General features: G+C 62.2%; 17 protein-coding genes and 1 pseudogene. 10 read left to right on the top strand and 8 right to left on the bottom strand.

Annotation, left to right across the window (positions count from 1 at the left end):
* Positions 1-124: 124 nt before the first annotated feature.
* Entirely contained in the window at positions 125-6,610 is a 6,486-nt protein-coding gene (locus tag GGR30_RS08675) for an apolipoprotein A-IV repeat region-like domain-containing protein (protein ID WP_183484914.1), read from the bottom strand.
* A gap of 539 nt (positions 6,611-7,149) precedes the next feature.
* On the opposite strand from GGR30_RS08675, the gene GGR30_RS08680 reads away from it, so the two are divergent.
* The 4 genes from GGR30_RS08680 to folK all read left to right on the top strand — a co-directional run bounded on the left by GGR30_RS08680 (position 7,150) and on the right by folK (position 9,288).
* Positions 7,150-7,470 (top strand): 2Fe-2S iron-sulfur cluster-binding protein, encoded by a 321-nt coding sequence (locus GGR30_RS08680; RefSeq protein ID WP_061449870.1) that lies wholly within the window; start codon positions 7,150-7,152, stop codon positions 7,468-7,470.
* Positions 7,471-7,545: 75 nt separating this feature from the next.
* Positions 7,546-8,418: a dihydropteroate synthase gene (gene folP / locus GGR30_RS08685; protein ID WP_183484918.1), complete on the top strand. Its 873-nt coding sequence runs from the start codon at positions 7,546-7,548 to the stop codon at positions 8,416-8,418.
* Entirely contained in the window at positions 8,415-8,786 is a 372-nt protein-coding gene (folB, locus tag GGR30_RS08690; protein WP_183484921.1) for a dihydroneopterin aldolase, read from the top strand. Before folP ends, folB begins: the two co-directional genes overlap by 4 nt.
* The gene (folK, locus tag GGR30_RS08695; RefSeq protein ID WP_183484924.1) at positions 8,776-9,288 is read left to right on the top strand and encodes a 2-amino-4-hydroxy-6-hydroxymethyldihydropteridine diphosphokinase; all 513 of its coding nucleotides are present in this window, start codon (positions 8,776-8,778) and stop codon (positions 9,286-9,288) included. The genes folB and folK overlap by 11 nt, the downstream gene beginning before the upstream one ends.
* A gap of 6 nt (positions 9,289-9,294) precedes the next feature.
* On the opposite strand, the gene GGR30_RS08700 is transcribed toward folK, so the two are convergent.
* The 4 genes from GGR30_RS08700 to GGR30_RS08715 all read right to left on the bottom strand — a co-directional run bounded on the left by GGR30_RS08700 (position 9,295) and on the right by GGR30_RS08715 (position 13,082).
* Positions 9,295-9,843 carry a hypothetical protein gene (locus GGR30_RS08700; RefSeq protein WP_183484927.1) on the bottom strand — a complete coding sequence of 183 codons (549 nt, stop codon included), beginning with the start codon at positions 9,841-9,843 and terminating at the stop codon, positions 9,295-9,297.
* Between the two features lie 98 nt (positions 9,844-9,941).
* The gene (locus GGR30_RS08705) at positions 9,942-11,009 is read right to left on the bottom strand and encodes a YcjF family protein (protein ID WP_183484930.1); all 1,068 of its coding nucleotides are present in this window, start codon (positions 11,007-11,009) and stop codon (positions 9,942-9,944) included.
* Positions 11,006-12,481: a YcjX family GTP-binding protein gene (locus GGR30_RS08710; protein WP_183484933.1), complete on the bottom strand. Its 1,476-nt coding sequence runs from the start codon at positions 12,479-12,481 to the stop codon at positions 11,006-11,008. Before GGR30_RS08710 ends, GGR30_RS08705 begins: the two co-directional genes overlap by 4 nt.
* An 82-nt stretch (positions 12,482-12,563) precedes the next feature.
* Positions 12,564-13,082 carry a SixA phosphatase family protein gene (locus tag GGR30_RS08715; protein ID WP_183484936.1) on the bottom strand — a complete coding sequence of 173 codons (519 nt, stop codon included), beginning with the start codon at positions 13,080-13,082 and terminating at the stop codon, positions 12,564-12,566.
* 408 nt (positions 13,083-13,490) lie between these two features.
* Here GGR30_RS08715 and dksA point away from each other — a divergent pair, with 408 nt between their 5' ends.
* On the top strand, positions 13,491-13,910 hold the full coding sequence (gene dksA, locus GGR30_RS08720) for an RNA polymerase-binding protein DksA (RefSeq protein WP_183484940.1): 420 nt from the start codon (positions 13,491-13,493) through the stop codon (positions 13,908-13,910).
* A 290-nt stretch (positions 13,911-14,200) separates the two neighbouring features.
* On the opposite strand, the pseudogene GGR30_RS23750 reads toward dksA, so the two are convergent.
* A pseudogene (locus GGR30_RS23750) lies at positions 14,201-14,377 on the bottom strand (flagellar biosynthetic protein FliO); the annotation flags it as partial.
* A gap of 451 nt (positions 14,378-14,828) precedes the next feature.
* Between GGR30_RS23750 and cckA the strand changes: the two are divergent.
* From cckA to GGR30_RS08740, 3 genes are all read left to right on the top strand, one after another.
* A complete protein-coding gene (gene cckA, locus GGR30_RS08730) occupies positions 14,829-17,429 on the top strand; it encodes a cell cycle histidine kinase CckA (RefSeq protein WP_183484948.1) in 2,601 nt (866 codons plus the stop codon).
* A 289-nt stretch (positions 17,430-17,718) separates the two neighbouring features.
* Positions 17,719-18,327: an RNA-binding domain-containing protein gene (locus GGR30_RS08735; RefSeq protein ID WP_183484951.1), complete on the top strand. Its 609-nt coding sequence runs from the start codon at positions 17,719-17,721 to the stop codon at positions 18,325-18,327.
* The gene (locus tag GGR30_RS08740) at positions 18,324-19,025 is read left to right on the top strand and encodes a hypothetical protein (RefSeq protein ID WP_183484954.1); all 702 of its coding nucleotides are present in this window, start codon (positions 18,324-18,326) and stop codon (positions 19,023-19,025) included. Before GGR30_RS08735 ends, GGR30_RS08740 begins: the two co-directional genes overlap by 4 nt.
* A 458-nt stretch (positions 19,026-19,483) precedes the next feature.
* Here the strand turns inward: GGR30_RS08740 and GGR30_RS08745 are convergent, their stop codons facing one another.
* On the bottom strand, positions 19,484-21,472 hold the full coding sequence (locus GGR30_RS08745) for a bifunctional 2',3'-cyclic-nucleotide 2'-phosphodiesterase/3'-nucleotidase (RefSeq protein WP_183484957.1): 1,989 nt from the start codon (positions 21,470-21,472) through the stop codon (positions 19,484-19,486).
* A 177-nt stretch (positions 21,473-21,649) separates the two neighbouring features.
* On the opposite strand from GGR30_RS08745, the gene GGR30_RS08750 reads away from it, so the two are divergent.
* A complete protein-coding gene (locus GGR30_RS08750) occupies positions 21,650-22,237 on the top strand; it encodes a GNAT family N-acetyltransferase (protein WP_183484961.1) in 588 nt (195 codons plus the stop codon).
* On the opposite strand, the gene GGR30_RS08755 is transcribed toward GGR30_RS08750, so the two are convergent.
* Positions 22,218-22,703, bottom strand: a complete 486-nt coding sequence (locus GGR30_RS08755) for an Lrp/AsnC family transcriptional regulator (RefSeq protein WP_183484964.1) — start codon at positions 22,701-22,703, stop codon at positions 22,218-22,220. The genes GGR30_RS08750 and GGR30_RS08755 overlap by 20 nt on opposite strands.
* Before the next feature lie 288 nt (positions 22,704-22,991).
* On the opposite strand from GGR30_RS08755, the gene GGR30_RS08760 reads away from it, so the two are divergent.
* Positions 22,992-23,663: a PadR family transcriptional regulator gene (locus GGR30_RS08760; protein WP_183484967.1), complete on the top strand. Its 672-nt coding sequence runs from the start codon at positions 22,992-22,994 to the stop codon at positions 23,661-23,663.
* Positions 23,664-23,704: the final 41 nt, after the last annotated feature.

Consider the following 23,704-nt stretch of genomic DNA (forward strand, 5'->3'; position numbering starts at 1 on the left):
TGTTTAGATGCTCGGGACAGGCCCGAGCATGACGGATGAGGGTGAGGCGCGCATTGTCCAAAAAAACTGGGGCAGCCCCATTGGAGCCGCCCCATCCTTAATTCAACTTACGGAATTCCGGTTCCTATTTCAGCCGTCCGGCAGCGTGGGCAAGCATGGTGTAGACCTTGCCGGTGTCCGACGTCAGGTAGGACTGGACGGCGGTGCGGTCGCGGTTCTTGCGCATCACGTCGGAGAGCAGCTTCTCGAAATCGGCGATATAGCGGTCGACGGCGGTCTTGAATTCGCGGTCGCCCTCGTACTTTGCCTTGATCTCGTCGAAGGTGCGCTGGCCCTTCAGCGTGTAGAGCCTGCGGGTGAAGACGTCACGCTCTCCCTGCTGGTAGCGTCCCCAGAGTTCGACGGAGGCGTCGTGATCGATTGCGCGGGCAATATCGACCGACAGGGAATTCAGTGAGTCGACAACCTGGTTGGGCTTGCGCTCGCTGGCGGTCGGCTGGCCGGTCCAGGCCTTCTGGCTCTCGCGCTGACCGGCTTCCTCGCGGGCGGCCGCCCGCAGAAGGTCGCTGATCCAGCCTTCGCCGCCCGGGGCATTGCTTCCAGCGGACCGGGTGACAGCCTGCTGGCGCGGTTCGCGGGCCGGCTGTTTCGGCGTTGCAGCGGAAAGATCCGGTGCGCTGAGGGAACCGGCCGGGGGGCTGGTGAACGGGCGCTGAGCGACGGGTTCTTCCTTCTTCGGCTGCGGGCGGGGCGTCTCGGGTGCCGAAACCTGCGAGCGGGATGTCGCGATCACGGAGGAGATGTCCTCAAGCGCGCGAATCTGGTCTTCGACGGCCTTGCGCATTGCCTGCGCGCTTTCGCGCGCCTCTTCCGGCATGTCATGAATGCCGCGTTTGACCGCCTCGCGCGTATTGTCGAGTTCGGAACGGATCTCCGCGGAAATCCGCTCGATTTCCTTTGTGGCGCCGGAGAAACGGCGGGCGGCGTCTTCCACCGAATTGCGCATGGTCTCGGCAACCCGCTGCGACACGCTTTCGGCGTCCTGACCCGTCTTTTCCATCGTCGCGGCGACCGCGGCGGCGACGCCCGTCAGTCCCTTCTCGATCTCCTGCGAACGTTCGGCAAGGCCGGTTGAAAGCAGGCCAAGCGCTTCCTGGCGTTCGGACAGCGTGTTGGCGAGGTTCGACTGGGCAGCCTCGATCAGGTTTGAGGCACGGTCGAGCACGCCCGCATGGCTTTCGATCTGGGAAACGAGACCGCGAACGGTCTCAAGCGCACCGGCCGCGCTGCCGTCAAGCGCATCGACCTTCGCGCCGAGGAGATTGCTCGAATCGGCAAGCGAGGCAGCCGAACGCTCGGCCGTGTTTTCGATGCGACTTGCCGTCGAGCTCAACTGCTCGTCTGCGGAAGACAGGCGCGCGGCAGCCTGGTCGACAATGCCGGCCAGCATCTGGTGGCTCTGGCTGAGATGGCTGACCAGCGCCTCGACATTGCCGGCAAGCGCATTGCCGTCGGCGCGCAACTGGCGGCTGCTTTCCTCGGAGGCGCGGTGGATTTGCTCGGCAGCAACCCGGCCGGTCTCGCCATAACTTTCGATCAGCGGGCGGGCCTTTTCCTCGATCAGGCTGCTGAGCTCGCTCGTATGGCCGGCAAGCATAGAATTCATGTCGCGGGCGCGCTCGTCAAGGGCAGTGCCGACGGCATCGCCGCGCGCGGCGAGCACGCGATCAACCGTGCCGAGCGTTTCCTCCAGCGCCTTCATCTGGGTGCCGAGGCTGTCGCGCAGCGACTGAGCACGTGCCGTCAGCGACTGTTCCGATTCGCCAAGGCGTTCGGAAAGCATTTCGGCGGTGCCGGCGATGCCGCTGTTGAGCCGTTCGCCGCGTTCGGCCAAAAGCCGCTCTGCCTCACCCATCGTCAGGCGGATTGTCTCGATCTGGTTGTCGATCCGGGCGCTGGTGGCGGACAGGATCTCGGAGATGCGTGTGCTGTTCTCCGAGGCGTGCTCGCCGGCGACAGCCGCCTGATTGGCAAGCTCCGCCTGCATTTCACGTGCGCGATCGAAGATTTCGTGGGCCGAACCCTCCATGCTCCGCTGCGCGGAGGCGACCGCGCCGGAAACCTGTTCGGTGAAGCCCTGGCCGGCTTGTTCCAGCTTGATGCGTGCGTCCTCGGCGCTGCGGCCCATCTCGGCTGAGCTCTCCGAAACCGTTTCGCGGATGCGCCCGGCAAGCTCGGTGGTGCGGCGGTCCATGGTCTCGCTGATATTGACGAGGCCCTGGTCGAGCGCGCCTTCGAGTTTCGAAAAACGGGTCTCGATGTGTTCCTGGCCGTCGTTGAGCGCCGCGGCGATGGCGGAGCGGCGCGCCTCGAGCGTTTCACTGAGCCTTTCGGCGGCCGCGCCGCTTGCCGTCTCGATCATCCGGGTCTTTTCATCGAGCATGCCGCCAAGACGTTCGTCCATCTGCGAACCCGTCAGCATGAAGGCGTTTTCATGCGTCAGCAGCGTCTCGTTCAGCGTGTTGGCGATGGTTTCGCCTGCCTGTTCGAGCCTTCTGGTGTTCTCGGCCAACGTTTCGCCAACGCGTCCGTTGATGGTCTCGCCCGAGGCCGCGAGCCGGTCGGCAGCGTCCTGCGTCGCCCGCTCAAAGCCCGCGCTCTGCTCGGCAAAGGTCGTTTCCAGGCGGCTGCGCGTCGTCTCTCCGGTTTCGGCGAGGTTCTCGACATGGCGCGAAAGCGAGGAGGTGAGGCGGCTTTCGACGGCCCCGCCGGTGTTTTCAATGGCGCCGGCATGGTCGTGCAGCGCCTTGTCTAGGCGGCGTCCGGCCTCGTCAACCAGACCCTCGATCCGCAGCGCGCCGCTTTCCACGCTCTGGCCGTGTCTGTCGAGGCTTTCGCCAAGCGCGCCGAACGAGGTTTCGACCCGGTCGGTCATCGTCTCGGCGGAACGCGTGATCAAGCCGGCTGCGGTGGATACTCTTTCGGCGATCGCGCCGGCGGAGCCGCGCAGCCGGTCCTCAAGCGCCATGCCGGCCTTGTCGATCGTGTCGCGCAGCGCGCTCTCGCGGCCTTCCAGAGACATTTCAAGCAGGCTGGAGGATGCGGCGATCGTCGCGGAAATGCTGGTGGTGCCGTCGGAAAGCGTTTCCGAAATATCGGCGCTCGCCCGCTCGATGGCGCCTTCGAGCGCGCCCGTTCCTGTGCGCAGGCTTTCTTCCAGACGCGACTGCCCATGCTCATACGCGTCGCGGATGCCCGCCTCGCGTTCGGCGAATGTCCGGGTGATCCGACCGTCGATTTCGGCGATGCGGCCGTCGAGGGCGCTCGCCTGGGTGTCCACGGTTTCCTGAAGCTTGGATGAGACTTCCCGATAGGCGCCCGAAAGGCGGTTCTGGTTTTCGGTAAGCGTTTCGGCAAGACGCGTAGTCGATGATTCGATCGTCTGACCGAAGCTTTCCTCGCTGGTCGAAAGCGTCGTGGCCAGCATGATGGCGTGATCGTTCAGCCGTTCGTCAAGCCGCTCGCTTGCGCCGGAAAGGGCGGCGGTGATGTTCTGCTCGCGCTGGCCGAGGCCGGTTTCGAGTCTGTCCGCGGCGTTTCCGACCGAGGTCTCGAAGCGCTGGCCGGCCGTCTCTAGCGTTTCGGCGATCTTTTCCTGGCTCTTCTCGCTGGCGCTGCTGAGGCGACGCTCATGCTCGCCGAAAGTTTCCTCCAGAGCGGTCTGTGCCGAGGAAAGGCTCTTTGAAAGCGCGTCGGATCTTTCCGTAAGCCGGGCATCGAGCCGCTCGCTCGCGCCGGAAAGGGCGGCGGTGATGTCGGCCTCGCCACTGCCGAGGCGCTCGTTGAAATGCTCAAGCTGGCGGTCGATATGGCCGGTGGCATCGGCAAGCGAGCGGTCCAGCCGACCCTGGCCTGCTTCCAGCGTCTCTCCGAGCCGGGCGGTGCGCGAGCCGATCGTCTGGCCAAGGGTTTCTTCGGCGGTCGAAAGCGTGGTGGCGATCATGATGGACTGTTCGTTCATCTGTTCGCCGAGGCGTTCGGTGGCAGCCGAAATGGTCGCACCGATGCCGGTCGAGCCGTCATTGATCTGGGCGTTGAAGCGCTGAAGCTGGGCGTCGAGCCGCTCCGACGCGCCGGAGAGGGAGCTGTCGATGCGGCCATGACCCGTATTCAGCGTTTCCTGCAGTCGCTCGGAATGGGTGTTCAGCGTGTCCCCGAAGGTTTCCTCGGCCGCTGAAAGCGTGGTGGCCAGCATGATGGCCTGATCGTTCATCTGTTCGCCAAGGCGCTGCGAGGCGGCCGACATGGCCGAGGTGATGCCCGTCTCGCTCTCGTCAACCTTCGCTCTGAAGTCGCTGAGCTGCGCATCGAGCCGTTCGGACGCGCCCGAAAGCGAGCCGCTGAGCCGTTCATGGCCCTGGCGCAGGGTCTCTTCAAGCTTGTCGGAATGAGCCCCGAGGGTCTCGCCGAAAGTCTCTTCGCTCAAGGACAATGTGGCCGCCAGGCCTGCCGCATGCTCATGCATACGATCCTGCAGGCGCTCCGAGGCATTGTCGAGAACGGCGGCAATGCCGTTTTCGCCGTTGCCCACCCGTTCGTTGAACTGGGCAAGCTGTGCGTCAAGCCGGTCCGAGGCGCCCGTCAGCGTGCCGCTCAGGCGTTCATTGCCCTCGCGCATGCGCTCCTCGATCCGCGTGGTGTGGCCCTCCAGCGACATCGCAAAGGCTTCTTCGCTCGTCGACAGCGTGGTGGCCAGCATGATTGCCTGATCGTTCATGCGTTCGCCGAGTCGCTCGCCCGCATCATTCAACGTGGCGCTGATATTGGCCTCGCCGCCGGTGATCTGCTGGTTGAAGCGGGTAAGCTTTTCCTCCAGTCGTTCGGCAGCCTCGCCGAAGACCTGTTCGAGCTTTCCATGGTCGCGTCCGACCGTCTCGGTGATCTCGTCCGTGCGGGTTTTCAGCGTCTGGTCGAGCATTTCTGTGCTCGTCGAGAGCGTCGTCGCCAGCGACAGCGTATGGTCGGTCATGCGCTCCTGCAGCCGGTCGGAGGCGTGCGAGAGCATGGAATCGATGCTCGATTCGCCCTCGGAGAAGATCTGGTTGAAGCGGCCGAGCGTGTTGTCGATCCGGCTCTCCATCGCGCTGCCGCTGTCCTCGAACGCGCCGGTGAAGGCGTCGAGCCTGCCGTCGAGATCTGTCCCGAGACGCGCAATCGTCGCCTCGAGGCGCTGGTCGACATACTGGCTGCGCTCTTCGACCTGACGGGCGATCTCGGCGTCAGTCTCGCTGATCTGCTGGTTGAAGCGGGCCTGGCTCTCGCTGAGCGTCGCCGAAAGGCCGCCGACAACCCGCTCCAGCGCTGCGTTCATCGCGGCTTCACTGTCCTCAGCGACCGTGCGCAGGGTTTCGGTGCGTTCCCCGAGAAGCGTTTCGAGCGCGCCGCCGCGTTCGGCAAGCGCCGAGGTGACCTGTTCGGTCTTCTCGTTGAGGGCGGTGGCGCTGGTGTTGAAGTCGCCGATCAGCGTCCTGCCGCGCTCTTCGAAGCGCTGGGACAGGTCGTTGAAGCGCTTGTCGAAGAGATCGGAGAGCTCGCCGTAGCTTCGGTCGAACTCGCTTCTGAGCGCGCTCGAGCGATCCTCCAGAAGGTCCCCGATCGAGGACACGGCGCGGGCGGTGTTTTCGTCGATCACCGCGGCGCGGGTCTCCAGCATTTCCGCGACGCCATCGCCGGCCGTGCTCACCTTGCGGGTGAGTTCGTCCATTACCGTGCCGATTTCATCCTTGAGCTGGTCGTTGGTGCCGAGGATCGAGGTCCTGAGGCGGGCGGCGTGATTGACCACGGCCTCGCGCTCGGCCGTCAGTTCCTGCACCAGGTTGCGGATGCGCATCTCGTTGTCGGCATAGCTGCGCTCGAGCGCGTTGACCTCGGAATGGACGAGATTTTCCAGCTCGGAGGCGCGGGCAATAGTCCGCTCGATGCCCTCGTTCATGGCATAGACTTCGCGGCGGACCGCCTGGCTGACATTGCGCACCTGCTGTGCGGCATTTTCGTCGGGATCGGACAGGCGAAGCGCCACTTCGGCCATCGAGCGGGCGGCTTCCTGCATGTCGCGGGCGCGCGCCAGCATGAGGTTGAAGGCGTAGAAGACGAAGATCGGGGCAACGGTGAGCGCCGCAGCGAGGCCGATACCGTCGATGCTCAGAATGTCGGCGAAGGAGGAGGCGTTGAAGATCCGGCTTCCGAAGGTGACCAGCGTTCCCGTGACGCCGATTGCAAGCCAGCCGGCGGACATGATCGTGGAATTGCGAAGCGCCCTGACGGTCGAACGGCGTTCGAAGGCCTTCAGCACGCGCTGGGTCGACAGCATGCCCGGATCATTGGCAGGCCGGAAGGCGGGCGATTTCGGGCGCGGCGCGTTGGCGCGGTTATCTTCCGGGCGGGCGCCGCTCGCGGCCGGGCGCGCGAAGACGCTTTCCTTGCGGGGCGCTTCCTGTTCGCGCTGCGCCTCGTCTTCAGCGTTCTGTTCCGACGAATCGGGGGACAGGGCATCCTCCAGCGCGTGGAGTGCCTGATCATCGAGCGAAGTGCCGCCTGATTGTTTCGCCATGGATACGCCTCGTGACACATGGGCCTATTCAGGGCGCCCGTCTTAAGCCGATGCGCCGCAAACACCCAGAAACTTCAAAACCGGTGGCCACTCTGTCCCTTTCGGGGCGGGGCGGACGGCCGGCACACAGGTTTGAAACAGTCTCCAAATGCCTTGTCTCAAACACCCGCGACCTTGAAGGCGGGCAGTTGAAGACAGGCAAATGTCTTCTATTTCAAGGGATTACCCCCGTTTTCAATCGCATATTCACAATAGCCATACAACATCAACCAGAAGGCCGGACCGGGCCGCAAGCCGGTTCGGTCGACAAATGCCGTCAGCGGAAGCTGCAAAAAGCGATCAAATTCCGTCATTTAGCAAATATTAACCATAATACGCCTTTTCTGAGGCTTTCCACATCGTCACGTTTTTTCTCACGCACGCACACGCCACGATGATGGGGCGGCGGTTGGTCGCAATATTGACTGTTCGCGCGGAATGAGGGAAGAACCGGTCAATCCCGAAGCCGCCCGGCACTTTAGAACATTAAGGTCCATGACATGCTCAAACTGAAAATCATCGGCAATGATGACACCGTCTACGATCTCGAGGTGGAGGAAGGCTCCACGGTGATGGAGAACGCGGTGCGCAACGGCGTTCCGGGCATCGTGGCCGAATGCGGCGGCGCCTGCGCCTGCGCCACCTGTCATGTCTATGTCGATGAGGAATGGTTCGAGAAGGTCGGCGAGCCCGAGCCGATGGAGGAAGACATGCTGGACTTCGCTGTCGACCTGCGCGCCAATTCGCGTCTCTCCTGTCAGATCAACATGCGCCCGGAATTTGACGGGCTGACGGTGCGCGTGCCGGACGAGCAGGGTTGAGGCGTTCCGCAGGGCGCAAACCGGCCGGACGCGCAAATGGCAAGCCGGAACGGGTGATGAGGGAAGGGTAGCGACATGATGCGAGCCCCGAAGACCTGCTTCAGGCCGCGCATGCTTTCCTGCGCCGGCGGTCGCACGCTTGCGCTTGGACCGGCAGGCGTGTTGATGGCGATTATCAACGTGACGCCGGATTCCTTTTCGGATGGCGGCCGTTTTGCGAATACTGCTGCCGTCATCGACTATGCGCTTCAGGCTGTCGCCGATGGAGCCGCCATTCTCGATATCGGCGGCGAGTCGACCCGGCCGGGCGCCGCTCCGGTTTCCGCCGATGAAGAGCAGGCGCGCGTCTTGCCCGTGATCGAGGCGCTGGCGACAAAGACCGAGGCGCTGATCTCCATCGACACCTATCGTGCCGATACGGCGCGGCTTGCCATTGCCGCCGGGGCCCACATCATCAACGACGTAACCGGCGGTACTGGCGAGCCGGCCATTCTTGCGCTCGCGGCCAGGACCGGAGCGGGCTATTGCCTCATGCATACGAGCCGCGATCGCGAGACGCTTGCCGAACCCGTCGCCGACCAGCTCTTCTTTCTGGAGAAGGCGCTTGCCGCCGCGCGCGCTGCCGGCGTCGGAGAGGCGCAGTTGGCAATCGATCCGGGTTTCGGCTTCGGTAAGGACGTCGAGGACAATCTCGATGTCATGGCGCATCTCGATGCCCTTCACGCGCTTGACCTGCCGATCCTGATCGGCACGTCGCGCAAGCGTTTCGTCGGCGCGATCGGCGGCGGCGAGGACAATCTGACCCGCGATTTCGCAACGGCGTCGACCACCGCCATCACCCGCCTTTCGGGCGGCGCGATCTTCCGCGTTCACAATGTCGGTGCCAGTCGCGCGGCGCTTGCATTTGCCGATGCCATGATCGCGCGGCGCATGGGAGACCTGTCATGAACGGCCATTATGTCATAACGCTGAAGAATTGCGCTTTCTTCTCCACCCACGGCGTGATGGAGGAGGAGGAACGGCTCGGCCAGCGCTTCTATGTCGACATCACCATGCAAATCGAGGACGAGACGGCCGTGCTCCATGACGACTTTTCCGAGGCCGTGGACTATGGCGAGGTTTACCGCATCATCAACGACGTCGTGACCGGCCGCCGTTTCAAACTGATCGAGGCCCTTGCGCACGCGATCGCCGTTTCGGTCTCGCGCCATTACGATGCGATCAGGCGGATCGAGGTGACGGTGCGCAAGCCGTCCGCGCCGGTGCCCGGCCTGCTCGACCATGCAGAGGCCAAGGTCGCCTACGATGTCGAATGAGAGGGGCCGCGCCGCGCTCGGCCTTGGCGGCAATCTGGGAGAACCGGCCCTGGCCATGGCCAGCGCGCTTTCCCTGCTTGACGGCGATCCGGAAACAACCGTCGTCGCGGTTTCGCGTCTTTTCCGGACGCCGCCCTGGGGGCCGGTTCCTCAACCGCCCTTCATCAATTGCTGTGCGCTGATCGAAACGGAACGCGCGCCGGAAGCGCTGATGCGTTTCTGCCTCGATATCGAAAAGCGGCTGAAACGGGTGCGCGACCAGCGCTGGGGCCCGCGCCTCATCGATATCGATATCCTGACCTTCGGCGATCTTTCTCGTGAAAGCGCCTTGCTCACCCTCCCGCATCCACGCATGACGGAGCGGGGCTTCGTGCTCGTGCCGCTTGCCGAGATCGCGCCGGAGCAATTGGTGGGAGGGCGGACGGTCGCCGAATGGCGCGCTATGGCGGACACGGCCGATATCGACCCCGTCAGCGAAGACGGATCGTGGTGGAAGGTCTGATGCGGTTCAGTCGACGGAGCCGACCGAAAACGGGTCCGTCTGGCGTTTCAGCGACAGGCCAATCACCGGCACGTAGCGCGTGCCGCCCTTGATCAGAAGCGTGATGTTGAGGTCCTCGTCTCCGATGAGATTGGTCACGAGCGCGCCCTCGACCTCCTCGCGCCTGAGCGCGATCACCGCCTTGCCGTCCTCGACCGATCCGCCGGTGACCTCGAGCCCGTCGCCGTCCTCGCCATCGAGAAACCGGCCGCGATAGCCGTCCTTCTCGCGAATGAAGATGGCGGTCATCGGATGGGTGAACAATCCAGCCCGACATTTGCCGTCGAGCTTGAAGCCCTGCGTGTCGCCTTCGATGGGAAGCCCGTCAAGCTCGCAGCGAAAGCGTGTGCCCTTCATCTTGCCCTCGACGATCTTGCCGGGGCCGGACCATTTGCCGGCCACCTGGCGGAAGAAGGCGCTGTCGTCGCTTTCGGCCGCTGAGGCTGCGGGCAGGGCGGAGACAAGGGCTGCGGCGATCATCGCGGAACTGAACAGGCGTGCTGGCCGTCGTGTCATCTTGGCGCTTCCGGGCAGGGCGGTTTCTATCGAGCGGCAAGAATGAAGGTCAAACGTTAAGCTTTGGTTTTTCTGCCCGCATTGCGGGTGGATGAACGTTACGGGTTTGAAAGATCGCGCCTTTCGCCGGGGCCGAGATCGTTGATGAAATCGCCGATGCCCGGCCGCTTGAGAGCCGTGAAGGGCATCGGGCGACAGAGATCCATGGCGGCGATGCCGATCCGCGCCGTCATCAGCCCGTTGATCATGCCTTCGCCGAATCGGGCGGATAGCTTGGAGGCGAGCCCGTGACCGAGCACTTGCTGGACGAGGCTGTCGCCGACGGCGATCGAGCCTGTGACGGCAAGATGAGCGAGTACGTCGCGGATCAGCCGGGTGAGGCCGATCGATCCCGGCCGGCCGCCGTAGAGCTCGGCCATGTTGCGGATCAGGCGGACCGATTCGTAGAAGACATAGAGGATGTCGACCGCCGCGCGCGGGCTGATGGCTGTGACCACGGACACACGTTTGGAGGCGTTGAGGATCAGCGCGCGGGCCTTGATGTCGAGCGGCGCCATCATTTCGCGCTCCGCCAATTCCACCAGTTGCGGCGCGTCGACGACAGCATCGTCGAGTTCGCGCAGACGCTGTCGTCCGCGCGCGGTTTCGGCCTTGGCCGCCACAAGCGCGGATAGCTCGCCGACGGCCTTGCGGGCGGCGGCGCTGTCGCTTCCGGCATGGGCCTCGGCGAGGCCGAGCTTGATGTTCTGGATGGCGCCGAGCCGCAGGACCGCGATCGCCTCGCGCGCCGCGACCACGATTGCCGCGAAAATACCGACGACAACGGCGCCGAGCGCCAGCCAGCCGAGCCAGGGGGCGCGGGCGAACAGGCTGCGCACCAGGTCGTCGATCCAGAGTCCGATCGCGAGCGAGAGCACGATGCCGAAGGCGGCGGCGGCCAGTTTCGTGAAGGAAAAGCCGCGTTTCTTCATGGTCGCGACCGGCGGTTCGCCTTCCTCGGCGGCAATCGCTTCAGCGTCGCCGAGGAACGGATCCTCCTCGTCCGGCGTCACCCGCACATGGGGGTCATCGAAATGACGCGGCCTGCGATGCGGAGCGCCGTTGTCCTTGCGCTCCTCGTTCTCGATATCGAACACTGCGGGTTTGCGCGGATCATTGGGTGTCATGCCAGCCGGTCTCCCAAAAGAAACTGAAGGGCGCGGTCGAGGCGGATATGCGGGATCGAGAGGCCATCCTCCTGGCTCGCGACGTCGATTTCCGGCGGTCGAAAGCGCACGGCGTTGATCTCGGCGAGATTGTCCGGCGCCTTGCCGCCGCGTCGCAACAGCCGGAAAAAGGCGTCTGGATTGGCAGGAAGGTCACCGGGGAATATCGCCGTTTTTCGTTTTCCGTCAAATGTTTCTGAGCCGATCTTCTCACCGTTTATCGGTGTTCCGACGATGACCGGCAGAAGGCTTTCGCCGCTCTCCACCGTTGCTTCCCGCGTCGCCCTGACCGAAGCGATTGCCATCACCTCGATCCCGGCGCCGGATGCGCCGATGGTCTTCGCCGCGTCATCAACCAGGCGGCGCGTCAGCTTTTCCAGTCGGTCATGGCTTTCGTGGTGCAGGTGGTCGGCCTTTGTCGCGGCGATCAGCACCCGGTCGATGCGCCGGCGTACCAGTGCCGATAGCCAGGTGTTGCGGCCGGGCCTGAAACAGGCAAGCACCTCGGACAGCGCCCGCTCCAGATCGGCGATCGCTTCCGGACCACGGCTCAAGGCCTGAAGCGTGTCGACCAGAACGATCTGCCGGTCGAGACGGGCAAAGTGATTGCGGAAGAAGGGTTTGACGACAACGGATTTGTACGCCTCGAACCGGCGCTCCATAAGGGCGGCCAACGAGCCGCGTTTGGCTGTTCCTTCGCCAAGCCCCGGAAGCGGAGCGAAAGTAAGCGCCGGAGAGCCTTCAAGGTCGCCGGGCATCAGGAAACGGCCGGGCGGGAGCGTGGACAGGGAGTGTTCGTCTGCCCGGCACGCCACCAGATAGGCGGCAAAGCGTTCGTGCAGTGCCTTTACCGTCTTCTCGTCTGCCGGAGCGTCATAGTCGAGGCCCTTGGCGAATTCGAGCCAGTCGCGTGCCAGCGCCGCACGCGCTCCGTTTTGTGCGCGCGCCTCGGTTTCCGCCGAGAATGCCCGAAAATCCTGACCCAGAAGCGGCAGGTCCAGTAGCCATTCGCCTGGATAGTCGACGATATCGATCGCGATCTTGCCGCGCGAGAACATCCGGTTCCAGCGGCTGGCGCTTTCGAATTCGATGGTCAGCCGCAATTCGGAGATAGCGCGGGTCGAGTCGGGCCAGACGCGGTCATCGACCAGCCGGTCGATGTGGGTTTCGAAGTCGAAGCGGGGGATCTGGTCGTCCGGCTGCTCGTCAAGATGCACATTCGACAGCCGTCCCGAACGCATGGCCTCGAACATGGGCAGCCGGCCGCGATGAAGGAGATTGTGAACCAGCGAGGCGATGAACACGGTTTTGCCGGCGCGAGAGAGCCCGGTGACGCCCAGTCTCAGGGTCGGCTGAACGAGATCGGAAGCGCGATCGGAAATCGTGTCGAGCGTAATTCTGGCATTATCGCCAAGCGACGTGTGGATCGGCATGAAGATCGGCTCTCTTTTGCGGTTCTGAACGCAATATAGGCAGGGCCGATCCGTGTTGAAAGGTTGGGCCTTGCTTGCGCCGTCACGGCGCGAGAAAGGCCGTCACTTTCCATTCCGGCGATCCGTCGCCGGGCTTTTGCCGCGCGCCTGAATGGTCGAGCACGGCGACGCCGGCCGTGGGAAAGCCATAGGGGCAGGTGGCGTTGAAGGCCTCGTAACCGACGAGCATGAGAAGCGTTTCCTCGATGCCCGGATTGTGGCCGCAGATCATCACCGACTGGCGGTCGGCATGGTCCGAGATCGCCTCGATATAGGTTATCGGCGCCGCCTGGTAGAAATCATCGATAAACCTGCAGGAAGGAATGCGATCGAGCGCCCGGTAGGCCGCATCGGCCGTCTGACGGCAGCGCATCGCCGACGATGACAGGATCACTTCGGGCACGTAGCCTGATGCTTTCATGCGCCTTGCGATATCTGCGGCGTCATCGACGCCGCGCTTTGACAATGGGCGTTCGAAGTCGCGCATGGTTGGCTCCGGCCAGACGGCCTGGGCATGCCGGAAAAGGTAGATCCGTTCAGGGTGAGGACTGATCGTCGACATTGCTCATCTCTAAGCGGCATAAGCGGTTTCGGCGGTGCGGCATCCGTCGGTTTGGGCGGTGCAGCGGGTTTGAACATGTCCTTATCACGAAATTTCCGCAAGCCCGCGTGCTTTTTTGCAGCCCCGGATTGTTCTTTTCACAAAAAGACAGCTTGCCGAATGACCTGATTTCAGGCAACGGCAACAGTGCCGCCATCCGGACGAATCGGCTTCAGCCCCGGCGAAACCGGGCGTTGAGGCCGCAGATGAATGTTTTATGGCAGTTGCCTTCTTTTTTTGCAGAAATACCGGAAAGTCGGCCTATTTTTTCAACAGTTTTTAGACTGCTCAAATTTACAGCAGAGGCTTGAATAATCAGGTTTGTTTGGGATATACAGCGCCCGTGGGGTGTTGTTCAGGAGAATGGCTTTGAACAAGAACATTGATCTTAGTAGCTATGTTCTCTCCGATAACGAAGAGTTCATGAATCCCAACCAGCGAGCCTATTTCCGCGCGAAGCTGATCGCCTGGAAAAATGATATTTTGCGGGAAGCCCGCGAAACGCTCGACAATCTGGCAGCCGAAAGCGCCAATCATCCGGACCTTGCGGACCGGGCCTCTTCCGAAACCGACCGATCCATCGAATTGCGGGCGAGAGATCGTCAGCGCAAGCTGATTTCCAAGATCGATGCGGCATTGCGGCGGATTGACGAAGGGACCTACGGTTATTGCGAGGAGACGGGCGAGCCGATCGGCCTGAAGCGTCTCGACGCGCGGCCGATCGCGACCTTGTCGATCGAGGCGCAGGAGCGTCACGAGCGACGCGAGAAAGTCTACCGCGACGAATAGAATAACACATCAAAAGGCCGCGTCCGATGAGGACGCGGCCTTTTGGTTTGATGCTTCTGTTGTGTCCGGGCCGCCGATGGTCGGCTGGTGCCTTGATGTCTCAGCATCGTTCCGTCACCGTGATGCCATGACCTTCCGGCCGCGTTTCGGCGGCGCCGACATTGCCGCCTTGTGGCCCTTTGTCCGGCGAATCACTCGGCTTCGCGCTTTTCCTCTGTAGGCTTCTGCGGTTCGTTCTTGGCTTCCTGCTGGGCGGACTGCGGCCTGTGGCGTGTGCCGATGGGGGCGGGGATGCGGGTTTCAAGCAGGATGTCGTTGGGACCTCCGATCATCACCAGATGCTCGACATTGTCGCGCCGCACGAGCACGACGCGCCTGCGGGCGTCGACAGCCGCGGCATCGACGACATAAAGGCGCGGACGCCTGTTCTTGCCACCCTTGATAAAGGGGGACGGCGGCCGGTGACGCAGCAGGAACCAGATCGCCAGGATCGCCAGCACGATGACGCCAAGGGACAGCAGCGGGAAATCGAAAATGGCGTTGCTGAATGTCATGTTTCCCATCGCTCGTCTTTCAATCGGCAGTCTTCATTCAAGGGTCCGGGCAGGGTTGCGGCCGGAGGAGTTCATTTCGCGTAGTGGTTTAATACGCGGTTTGTGTTCGGAATATCAACTTTTTGGTCGGGACCTTCAAGGTCGAAACGCAGAGCTTTGTCCCAGCTTCGGAAAATTGCCCGGCCAACACCCAAAATTAAGCATTTCGGCCTATTCTGACGCGTCAGAATGGCTAAAACTTGCCCGTCGATGCCGGTCCCGGCGCGTCCGGGAAATCCGGCATTCCGGCTTCGGCGGCTGGCGTGGTGATGGAATTTTGCGTTGAAGCGGCTTCGTGCTGAACAGTGCAGATGATGAGGTTACAATGGTTCGAAAGAGCGAAAAGGCTGCCAAGCCTGTTGTCAGGCGTGGCCCGGGCTCCGGCGTTGTCGCCAAGCTTGCGCTTGTATTGCTCATTCTGGCGGTGATCGTCACGATCGGCTATCAGTATCGCGGCTATCTGCCGGAGGATATCCTGCTGGCGATTCTGGGCCTTTTTGCGGTTCTCGGCGTTTTTTTCGGCCTTGCCGTGCTCACCGGTCTTGCTGAGATCTTTCCCGGAGCCCGCCAGAACAGCTTTGCCGGCCCGTTCCTGGATCAATTCCCCGAGGCGGTCGTCATCACCGATCACCGCGACCGGATGGTCTATGCCAATTCGGCCTATGGCCGGCTGACGGGGGTAACGGATGGCGGTTCGCCGCCGAGCCTCGAGGCCCTGTTGTCGGAGGAGCCGGAGAGCTCCGAAACCCTCTACCGGCTGACGCAGTCTGTGCGCGGCGGCGACGACGACCAGGAGGAGTTCCGCCTGGCGCATCCGCTTTCAGGCAAGGGCGAGGCGCGGTGGTATCGCCTCAGCGCCCGGTTCTTTCCGGTGACCGACAGCCGCGCCCACACCCGCAATTTCAACATCTGGCAGGTCTCCGACATTACCGAGGAGAGGCAGGAACAGGAACGTTATTTCAAGGAGTTGCAGAAGGCGATTGATTATCTGGATCATGCGCCGGTCGGTTTCCTGACATCGGACGGCCAGGGGAAGATCCGCTATCTCAACGCCACGCTCGCCGGCTGGCTCGGCATCGACCTTGCCGGCTTCGTCGCCGGGACGGTGCGTCTGGCCGATGTCGTCGGCGGCGAGGGCATGACCCTGATCGACACGCTAGCGGCCGAGCCGGGGCAGCGGCTGAGCGAGACGGTCGAGGCCTCGCTGCGCCTGCCGTCCGGGCGCCATATGCCGGTGACCCTGCTGCATGACCTGACCGGCGGCCGTGACGGCCACCCGGCGGAAAGCCGCACCGTGGTGCTGAAGCGCGAGGAAGGAAAGGGCGCCGAGACCGGCCTTGCGGGCCAGGGGCGTTTCTTCGACGACACGCCGATGGCGATTGCCACGCTCGATCGCGACGGCCGTCTGTTGACCACCAATGCGCGCTTCCTCGCCATGTTCCCCGATCTTCTGAAGCGCGACGAAGTCGGGCGCGGCGCGCGCATCGGCGGGCTGATCGAGGAAGGCGACCGGCAGAAGGCGCGCGACGCGCTGGCGGCTGCCGCCGACGGGCAGGGCGAGATCGCCCCTTTCGAGGTGCGCCATGCGCGCGATGATGCCCGCCATTTCCGGGTTTTCGTCCATGCCGCGCGCGATTGCGGGCCGGATGCCGTGGCGCTTGTCTATGTCATCGAGATCAGCGAGCAGAAGGCGCTCGAGGCGCAGATGGCGCGCACGCAGAAGCTCAATGCCGTCGCCACGCTTGCCGGCGGCATCGCCCATGATTTCAACAATGTGCTGACGGCCATTCTCCTGTCGGCCGATCATCTTCTGCTGCAGTCGCGCGCTTCCGACCCGGAATTTGCCGATCTGGTCGAGATCAAGCGCAATGCCAACCGCGCCTCGGGCCTGGTGCGGCAGTTGCTTGCCTTCTCGCGCCAGCAGACCATGCGGCCGGAAGTGGTCGATCTCAACGACGTCATCGGCGACAACCGGATGATGATCGAGCGGCTGACCGGCGGATCGGATATCCGGCTGACGACCGATTTCGCCCGCGATCTCTGGCCGGTGCGTACCGATCCGGGCCAGTTCGGCCAGGTGATCACCAATCTCTGCGTCAATGCGCGCGACGCCATGCCGGAGGGCGGCACGCTGACGATCAGCACCCGCAATATCGCCGCCGGCGAGGTGGCGAGCCTTGGCCTGCGCGAGGTGCCGGAGCGCGATTACGTGGAAATCGAAGTCGCCGATACCGGCACGGGCATTCCGCCGGAAGTGCTGGACAAGATCTTCGAGCCCTTCTTCACCACCAAGGATGTGGGCAAGGGGACCGGGCTCGGCCTTGCCATGGTCTATGGCATCGTCACCCAGTCGGGCGGGTTCCTCAACGCCGTCTCCGAGGTCGGCAAGGGCACCCGCTTCATCATCCTCCTGCCGCGCCATCAGCGCGTGGGAACAGAGGAAACGGTCGAGGCGCCGAAAGACCACAAGGGCCAGCCGATCGCCTCGGCCTTCTCCGAGGGCAATGAGAGCGACAACGAGGCGCCCCGCGAGGAGGATATGGACCTCACCGGTCAGTCGGCCGTGGTGCTCTTGGTGGAAGACGAGGACGCCGTGCGCCGCTCGGGCAAGCGCATGCTGGAAATGCGCGGCTTCACCGTGCACGAGGCCGACACCGGCGTGCATGCGCTGAAGATCCTGGAAAAGCTGGAAGGCGCGGTCGACATCGTCGTCTCCGACGTGGTCATGCCGGAAATGGACGGCCCGACGCTCTTGCGCGAGGCGCGCAAGGAATATCCGGAACTGAAATTCATCTTCGTCTCCGGCTATGCCGACGACGCTTTTGCAAAAAACCTGCCGGAAGATGCCAAATTCGGCTTCCTGCCGAAGCCGTATAACCTGAAGCAGCTTGTGGCGGCTGTGTGGGAGATGCTTCGGGAGGGGTGAGTTTTTTGTTGGGGCAGGGAGTTGGGCGGCCTGAGACTGTTGTGTGAGGGGTGACTATTGGCGACTGCTTTGCGCCTCCATTTTGGACGTTCGACCGACCAGCGGCACGCCCGAAAGCTGCCGTTCCGTTTATTTGAGTGGAGTGTCTAGTATTGGGTGATCTCCGCAATCCTTTTTTGCACAGCCTCCTGTAAAGACGGTTAAGCGCGTTGAAAACGAAGGGGCGACTCTTGTGCTGAAAGGCCTTTTGAGCAACTGTTTAGATATCTGCTTGCGGAGATGACCAGACGTGACCACTGAAGAACTTGAGGAGCTGCTGCAGGGTGCACAAGAGAGCGACAGCCTTGAGTTCAAAGGCGCAATGGGCTGGGACCTAGGCCTTGTCAAAGACATCCTCGCCATGGCGAATGTCCAGGATGGCGGGCGCATTGTGATAGGTATTGAGGACGGGACCTTAACGCGCCAAGGTGTTAGCCAAGAGCAACTGGATAGTTTCAGTCCCGATACCATGATGGACAGAGTAGGGCTTTTTGCGGACCCACACGTCTCTTTTTCGATTGATAAGCTCCCCGACGCAACAGGCCTGCATTTTGTGATAATCAGCGTCGCGGCATTTGATAGAACGCCCGTAATCTGCAGTAGAGACGGGGGAGCCAAAAACGAGTTGAAACGCGGAGCGATGTACTACCGGAGCAAAACCGGACGCCCCAAAAGTGCGCGCGTCGATAATGCAAACGACATGCGTGACATCATCGAACGCGCAGCTATTCAGACAATGCGGCACTTCCATAATCTGGGCCTTGAGGCCGGGTCTATTGAGACGGCCGCGCCTCTTGGCGCGCCCGCTCTGGCCACAAAAATGGCAGAGATTTTCGACAAGGAGCTTGGCGGTCTATGATGCCTCAAGACCTACTGGAAAAGATAAAATCTGTTGGCTTCGTCCGTGTGGTGATCCGCCCGACAGTAATCCCCGAGTCCTTAACTGTCGCGACTGCCAGAGAAGTTGTAAATAAAGCCAGCGTATCGTTACGTGGTTGGGACTATCCGCACGTTGCGTCACGGAACGATGAGCATGGCGGGTACGAACACCACGCAGAATATGCCCAAGAGTGGTGTGACTGGTATCACCATGTCGAGTTCTGGCGCATGTATAAAAGCGGTCAGTTCCTGCACTACAAGGCCCTTCGTGAGGACCTTAGTAAGGAAGGCAATGTGCCCGCGGGTCCCGTCCTTGCGGTCGGAAGCTTCATGTATACGGTTACCGAAGTGACCGAATTTGCACACCGTCTCCGAGTGGCCGGATTATACAAAGAAGGCGCGACAATTCAAATATCTCTCGGTAATACCCGAGGACGCAGGCTATGGGTTGAGGACCCCAATCGGCTGGATTTCATATCTCCAATGACCACCAGTTCAGAAAGCATTGCGGTTGAAAGATCTCTGAAGACATCAGAGCTATTGCTTGGTGACCCAAAGGACATCTCTCTTTCTATAATAGCTGAATTCCTAGATGCCTTTGGATGGACGCCATCGCCAGCCCTTATCTCATCAACGCAAAGCGAATTGTATAGCCTCAAACTCGGTCGAGACAGGTGAATGGGGTCGGTAGCAGGCGTGAAGATCGCAGTCCCTCATGACAGCTATTTTATCATCCATATTCAATATCGGGCATTCCGCCGACCGGCTCCTTGATGCGTGTTCCCGCTGTGCTGGATCTGCACTCACTGAGTCAAAGCCCGATTAGTGTGCGAAGTGGGCCAGCGATGACGAGCAACGCCCAGTCCCAAGGCTGGCCCCAGTTTGCTGACAAACGTCCCCCTCTATTCAACGTCATCCTCGGGCTTGACCCGAGGATCTAATCACCCCTCCATGCGAGCGGAGTCTGCGGTTGTAAGACGCTGTTCTTTCTTCCATTTTAATCCGAAAGGCTTGTCGCGCGGGTAGGTGCTTGGACCCTCGGGACAAGCCCGAGGGTGACGAAAGAGGGTGGGGCGGGTTTGTTAGTAGCCCTCAGGCCGGCTCCTGTCATCCCGCTTTGCCGCAAAATCAACCGATCACAGAACCACCCGATAAAGCGCAAAGCCGTTCTCGCCGTCGCCGGCGGTTTCGATCCTGGCGCCCTTCACGTCGTCGATATAGGCCTTGGCGCGCGGGCCGGTTTCGAAGGTGGCGGTGGTGCCGGGCATCGGGGCGAAGGTCCAGTTGAAATCGGCGGACGGGTTGATCGTGCCCTGATCGACGATATAGCGGACGATGACGTCGCGGTTGGTGTCCGGACCGACGAAGACGATGACGTCGCCATTGATATCCGGGAAATTGCCGCCGCCGCCGGCGCGGTAATTATTGGTGGCGACGATGAATTGCTGTTCCGGATCGATCGGATTGCCGTCAAAGGAAAGGTCGATGATGCGGTGGCTGTCGGGATTGGCGAGGCTGCCGTCCTTGGCGTAGCGCGCCGGCTTCGCGAGGTCGATCTTGTAGGAAACGCCGTCGATGATGTCGAAATTGTAGGACGGGAAATCCGGGTTCAGCAGGGCGGCATCCGTGGCACCCGGTTCCACCTGGTTGAACATGCCCGCCGACATTTCCAGCCATTCGCGCACCTGCGCGCCGTTGATCAGCACGGCGCGGGTGGTGTTCGGATAGAGGTAGAGGTCGGCGACGTTCTTGATGGCGATGTCGCCCGCCGGCACTTCCGTATAATAGTCCGGACCGCCGCGACCGCCAGCCTTGAAGGGCGCTGCCGCGGACAGGACGGGGAAGTCCTTGTATTCGCTGTCCTTCAGCATCTCCTTCGTATACCAGGTCTGCGCCTTGGAGACGATCTGGACGGAGGGATCATCGGCGACAAGAGCGAAATAGGACTGCAGCGGCGCCGAGGTCTTGCCGACGGGCGTGCGGACATATTCGAGCGTTGCCTCGTGATCGGCCTTGGCGGCGGCGACGACGGCGGTGTCGGAGGCGACATCGGCGACGACCTTGCGGTCCTCGGTGCGGTGATAGATCGGCCGCGCCTCGGTGGTGAAGTCGACGATCTTCCAGCTATTGCCGTCCTTTTCCAGAAGCAGGTCGATGAGGCCCATATGCGAACCCCAGAAGCCGGCCATGGCGGCGGGCTTGCCCTGAAGCGTGCCCTTTTGAGGGTCGACGCCGGCAATGCCCTGAAAATCGGTCGGGCCGGGGAAGACCAGATGCTGGTGACCGGTGAAGACCGCGTCGATGCCGTCAACGCCGGCGAGATAGAGCGAGGCGTTTTCCATCAGCTCGGCAGGGCCGGTACCGTCGATGCCGGAATGGGAGAGGGCGATGACGATATCCGCTCCTTCTTCCTTCATTACCGGTATCCAGACTTCGGCTGCGGCAACGATGTCGCGGGTATTGGCCTTGCCGGAAAGGTTCTTCTCGTCCCAGACCATGATCTGCGGCGGCACAAAGCCGATGAAGCCGACCTTGACCGGGCTTGTGTTGCCGGCGCCGTCGGTGATCATCTTTTCCTTGATCAGATAGGGCTTGAACATCAGGTCGTCATTGCGCGGGTCGCCGGCAAGCTGCCCCTTGGTCAGGTTGGCGCAGACGAAGGGGAAGTTCGCGCCGCCGACGACCTTGAACATGAAGTCGAGGCCGTAGTTGAACTCGTGATTGCCGAGCGTGCCGACATCATAACCAAGCACGTTCATCGCCTTGATCACCGGATGGACGTCGCCCTCGTTCATGCCCCGCTCATAGGCGATATAGTCGCCCATCGGGTTGCCCTGGAGGAAGTCGCCATTGTCGATCAGCATGGAATTGGCCGATTCGGCGCGGATCGCATCGATGATCGAGGCCGTGCGCGCCAGACCCATCGTGTCGTTGGGCCTGTCGGCGTAGTAGTCGTAGGGAAACACGTTGACGTGGATGTCCGTGGTTTCCATCAGCCGCAGATGCGCCTGGTTTTCGGCCGCATGGACGGCGAAGGGATGGAGCGCGATCAGCGCGGAAGCGGCCGTCATGCCCTTCAGAAGGGCGCGGCGCGAGATCGATGGCATCAGAAGGGTCGTGGTCATGAGAGCTCCGGGGTTCATCGCTTGCGCGGAAAATTATGGAACGCCATCATCGCTTCGCACCGTCGTGTGACAGGCGGTTGACATCGGGCGTGATTAAGCACCAACCTTGGGTCGACAATGAAACCAAAGTGGTACGCTATTTGGAGGGCGTGCCGGCCGTCAATACGGGAGGAAAGCTTGGTAACCAGTTTCACGATCCGAAATGCGGCCCGCGAGGATGTGCCGGACATGGTGCGGCTGATCAATATCGCCGGTCATCGCCTGCCGCTGTGGTGCTGGGGCCAGCTTGAGGGCGGACGGGAAGACCCGTGGCAGGTCGGCCGCACGCTTGCCGCACGCGATGAAGGGGCGATTTCCTGGACCAACGGCACGGTCGCCACGCTCGGTTCGGACGTCGCCGCGCTGATGCTCGCCTATCCGCTTGAGGGCGAGGCGCCGGGCTATGGCTGCGAGATCGATCATCCCGTGGTGACGCCTCTGCGCGACCTGAAACGCCAGGCCGAGGGCACATTCCACATCCATGTGCTGGCGGCCTATGCGGAATACAGGGGACGCGGGCTCGGATCGTTCCTGCTCGACAAGGCGGACAGGCTTTCAGGTGACAGCGATATCAGCCTGATCGTCTCCGACGCCAATGCGCCCGCCAGACGGTTCTACGAGCGTCTCGGCTTCAAGGAGAAGGCGCGCCAGACCCTGGTGACGGCGCCCGACTGGCATGCGGATGGCGATGACTGGCTGCTGATGATCAAGCCGTCGGCGCCGTGAAGGCTGCGTCGACATCGACATTGAGCCGTTCGATGATCGGCCTCAGCGCAAAGGACGAATTGATCTGCACCACATGCGGCAGGGCCGAGAGCCAGTCGCGGTGGATGCGCTCATAATCCTTCAGGTCCTTTGCCGCCACGCGCAGGATATAGTCATACTGGCCCGACACCATGTAGCAGACAATGATGTTCGGGCAGCGCCGGACGGCCTCCTCGAACTCCGCAAGCGTGCGGGCGAACTGGCCGGACAGCGAGATGTGGACCAGCGCCGTCATCTTGTAGCCAAGCGCCTCGGGCGAGATCCTGGCGGTATAGCCCTCGATCACGCCGCTTTTTTCCAGAAGGTCCAGCCGGCGCGAACAGGCCGAGGGCGAAAGGCCCACGGTTTCGGCCAGCTCGGCATTGGTGATGCGGCCATTGTTCTGAAGAGCTTTCAGAATCGCACGATCGATGTCGTCGAGGTCCAATTTTCGAACTCCCTGCGAATTTTGTTCTTCTTGTTCGAATAATAGTCTGATTTGGCGGCGAGACAAGCCGTGTCCCGCAAGGAAATTCCGTGCGGGCGATCAACCCGGTCACGGAGGGGCATTGCGTTCGTAAGGGAACCTATTCGCCGGAGGCAGACATTCGGGGCGTCTTCCGGCGATCACGGCACATTCGCTGAAAAAATATGTTTTAGATATATCGAATAGCTTGCGTTGATCTGATTTCGATCTATATTTCGATATATCGAAAATGATTGAAAGGCACAGATCATGTTGGGACGTTTCAGCGGGCACGGCCAGGATTGCGGCATGCGCATCGCCATGGCGCGCGCACCGGGACGAGGACAGGGACGAGGGCCGGGGCGCGGCCACGGGGGAGGCGGCCGTGGATCAGGCGGCGATGACGGCTTCGGCCGGATCGGCCGGCTTCTCGGCCATGGCCGGATGCGGTTTCTCGTGCTGCAGCTCATCGCTGAGGAGCCGCGTCACGGTTATGACATCATCAAGGCCATCGAGGAGTTGAGCGGCGGCTTCTATTCGCCTAGCCCGGGCGTGATCTATCCCACGCTCTCATTTCTCGAGGATGGCGGTTATGTCGCGGTTTCTGCCGACGGCAACAAAAAGTCCTATTCGATCACCGAAAGGGGCCAGGCCTATCTCGATGAGGAGGCGCCGGAAGCCGAAATGGCGGTCACGGCGCTGAAATCGGTTGCCGAACGCCTCGGTGCGCGCGAACGCAAGCGTGAACGCGCGCGCGGCGGCGACAATCTGCCGCGCAGCGTGGAGGCGGCGTTTCTCAACATGCGCGAGGTCATAGATCGAAGGCTGGAAGAGGACGCGGGCGCAGCAGGCTCCGTCGTCGCCGAGCTTCTGGCTCTAGCCGAGCGGATCGAAAAGGCCGGCGGGCCGCACGACGACCAATCGTCTTCCGGAGAAGACTGAGCGACAAGGCTCGCGACAGTCCGCCTCCGGTTTGCGGGCGC

Source organism: Martelella radicis (assembly GCF_014196625.1).
Classification (GTDB): domain Bacteria; phylum Pseudomonadota; class Alphaproteobacteria; order Rhizobiales; family Rhizobiaceae; genus Martelella; species Martelella radicis.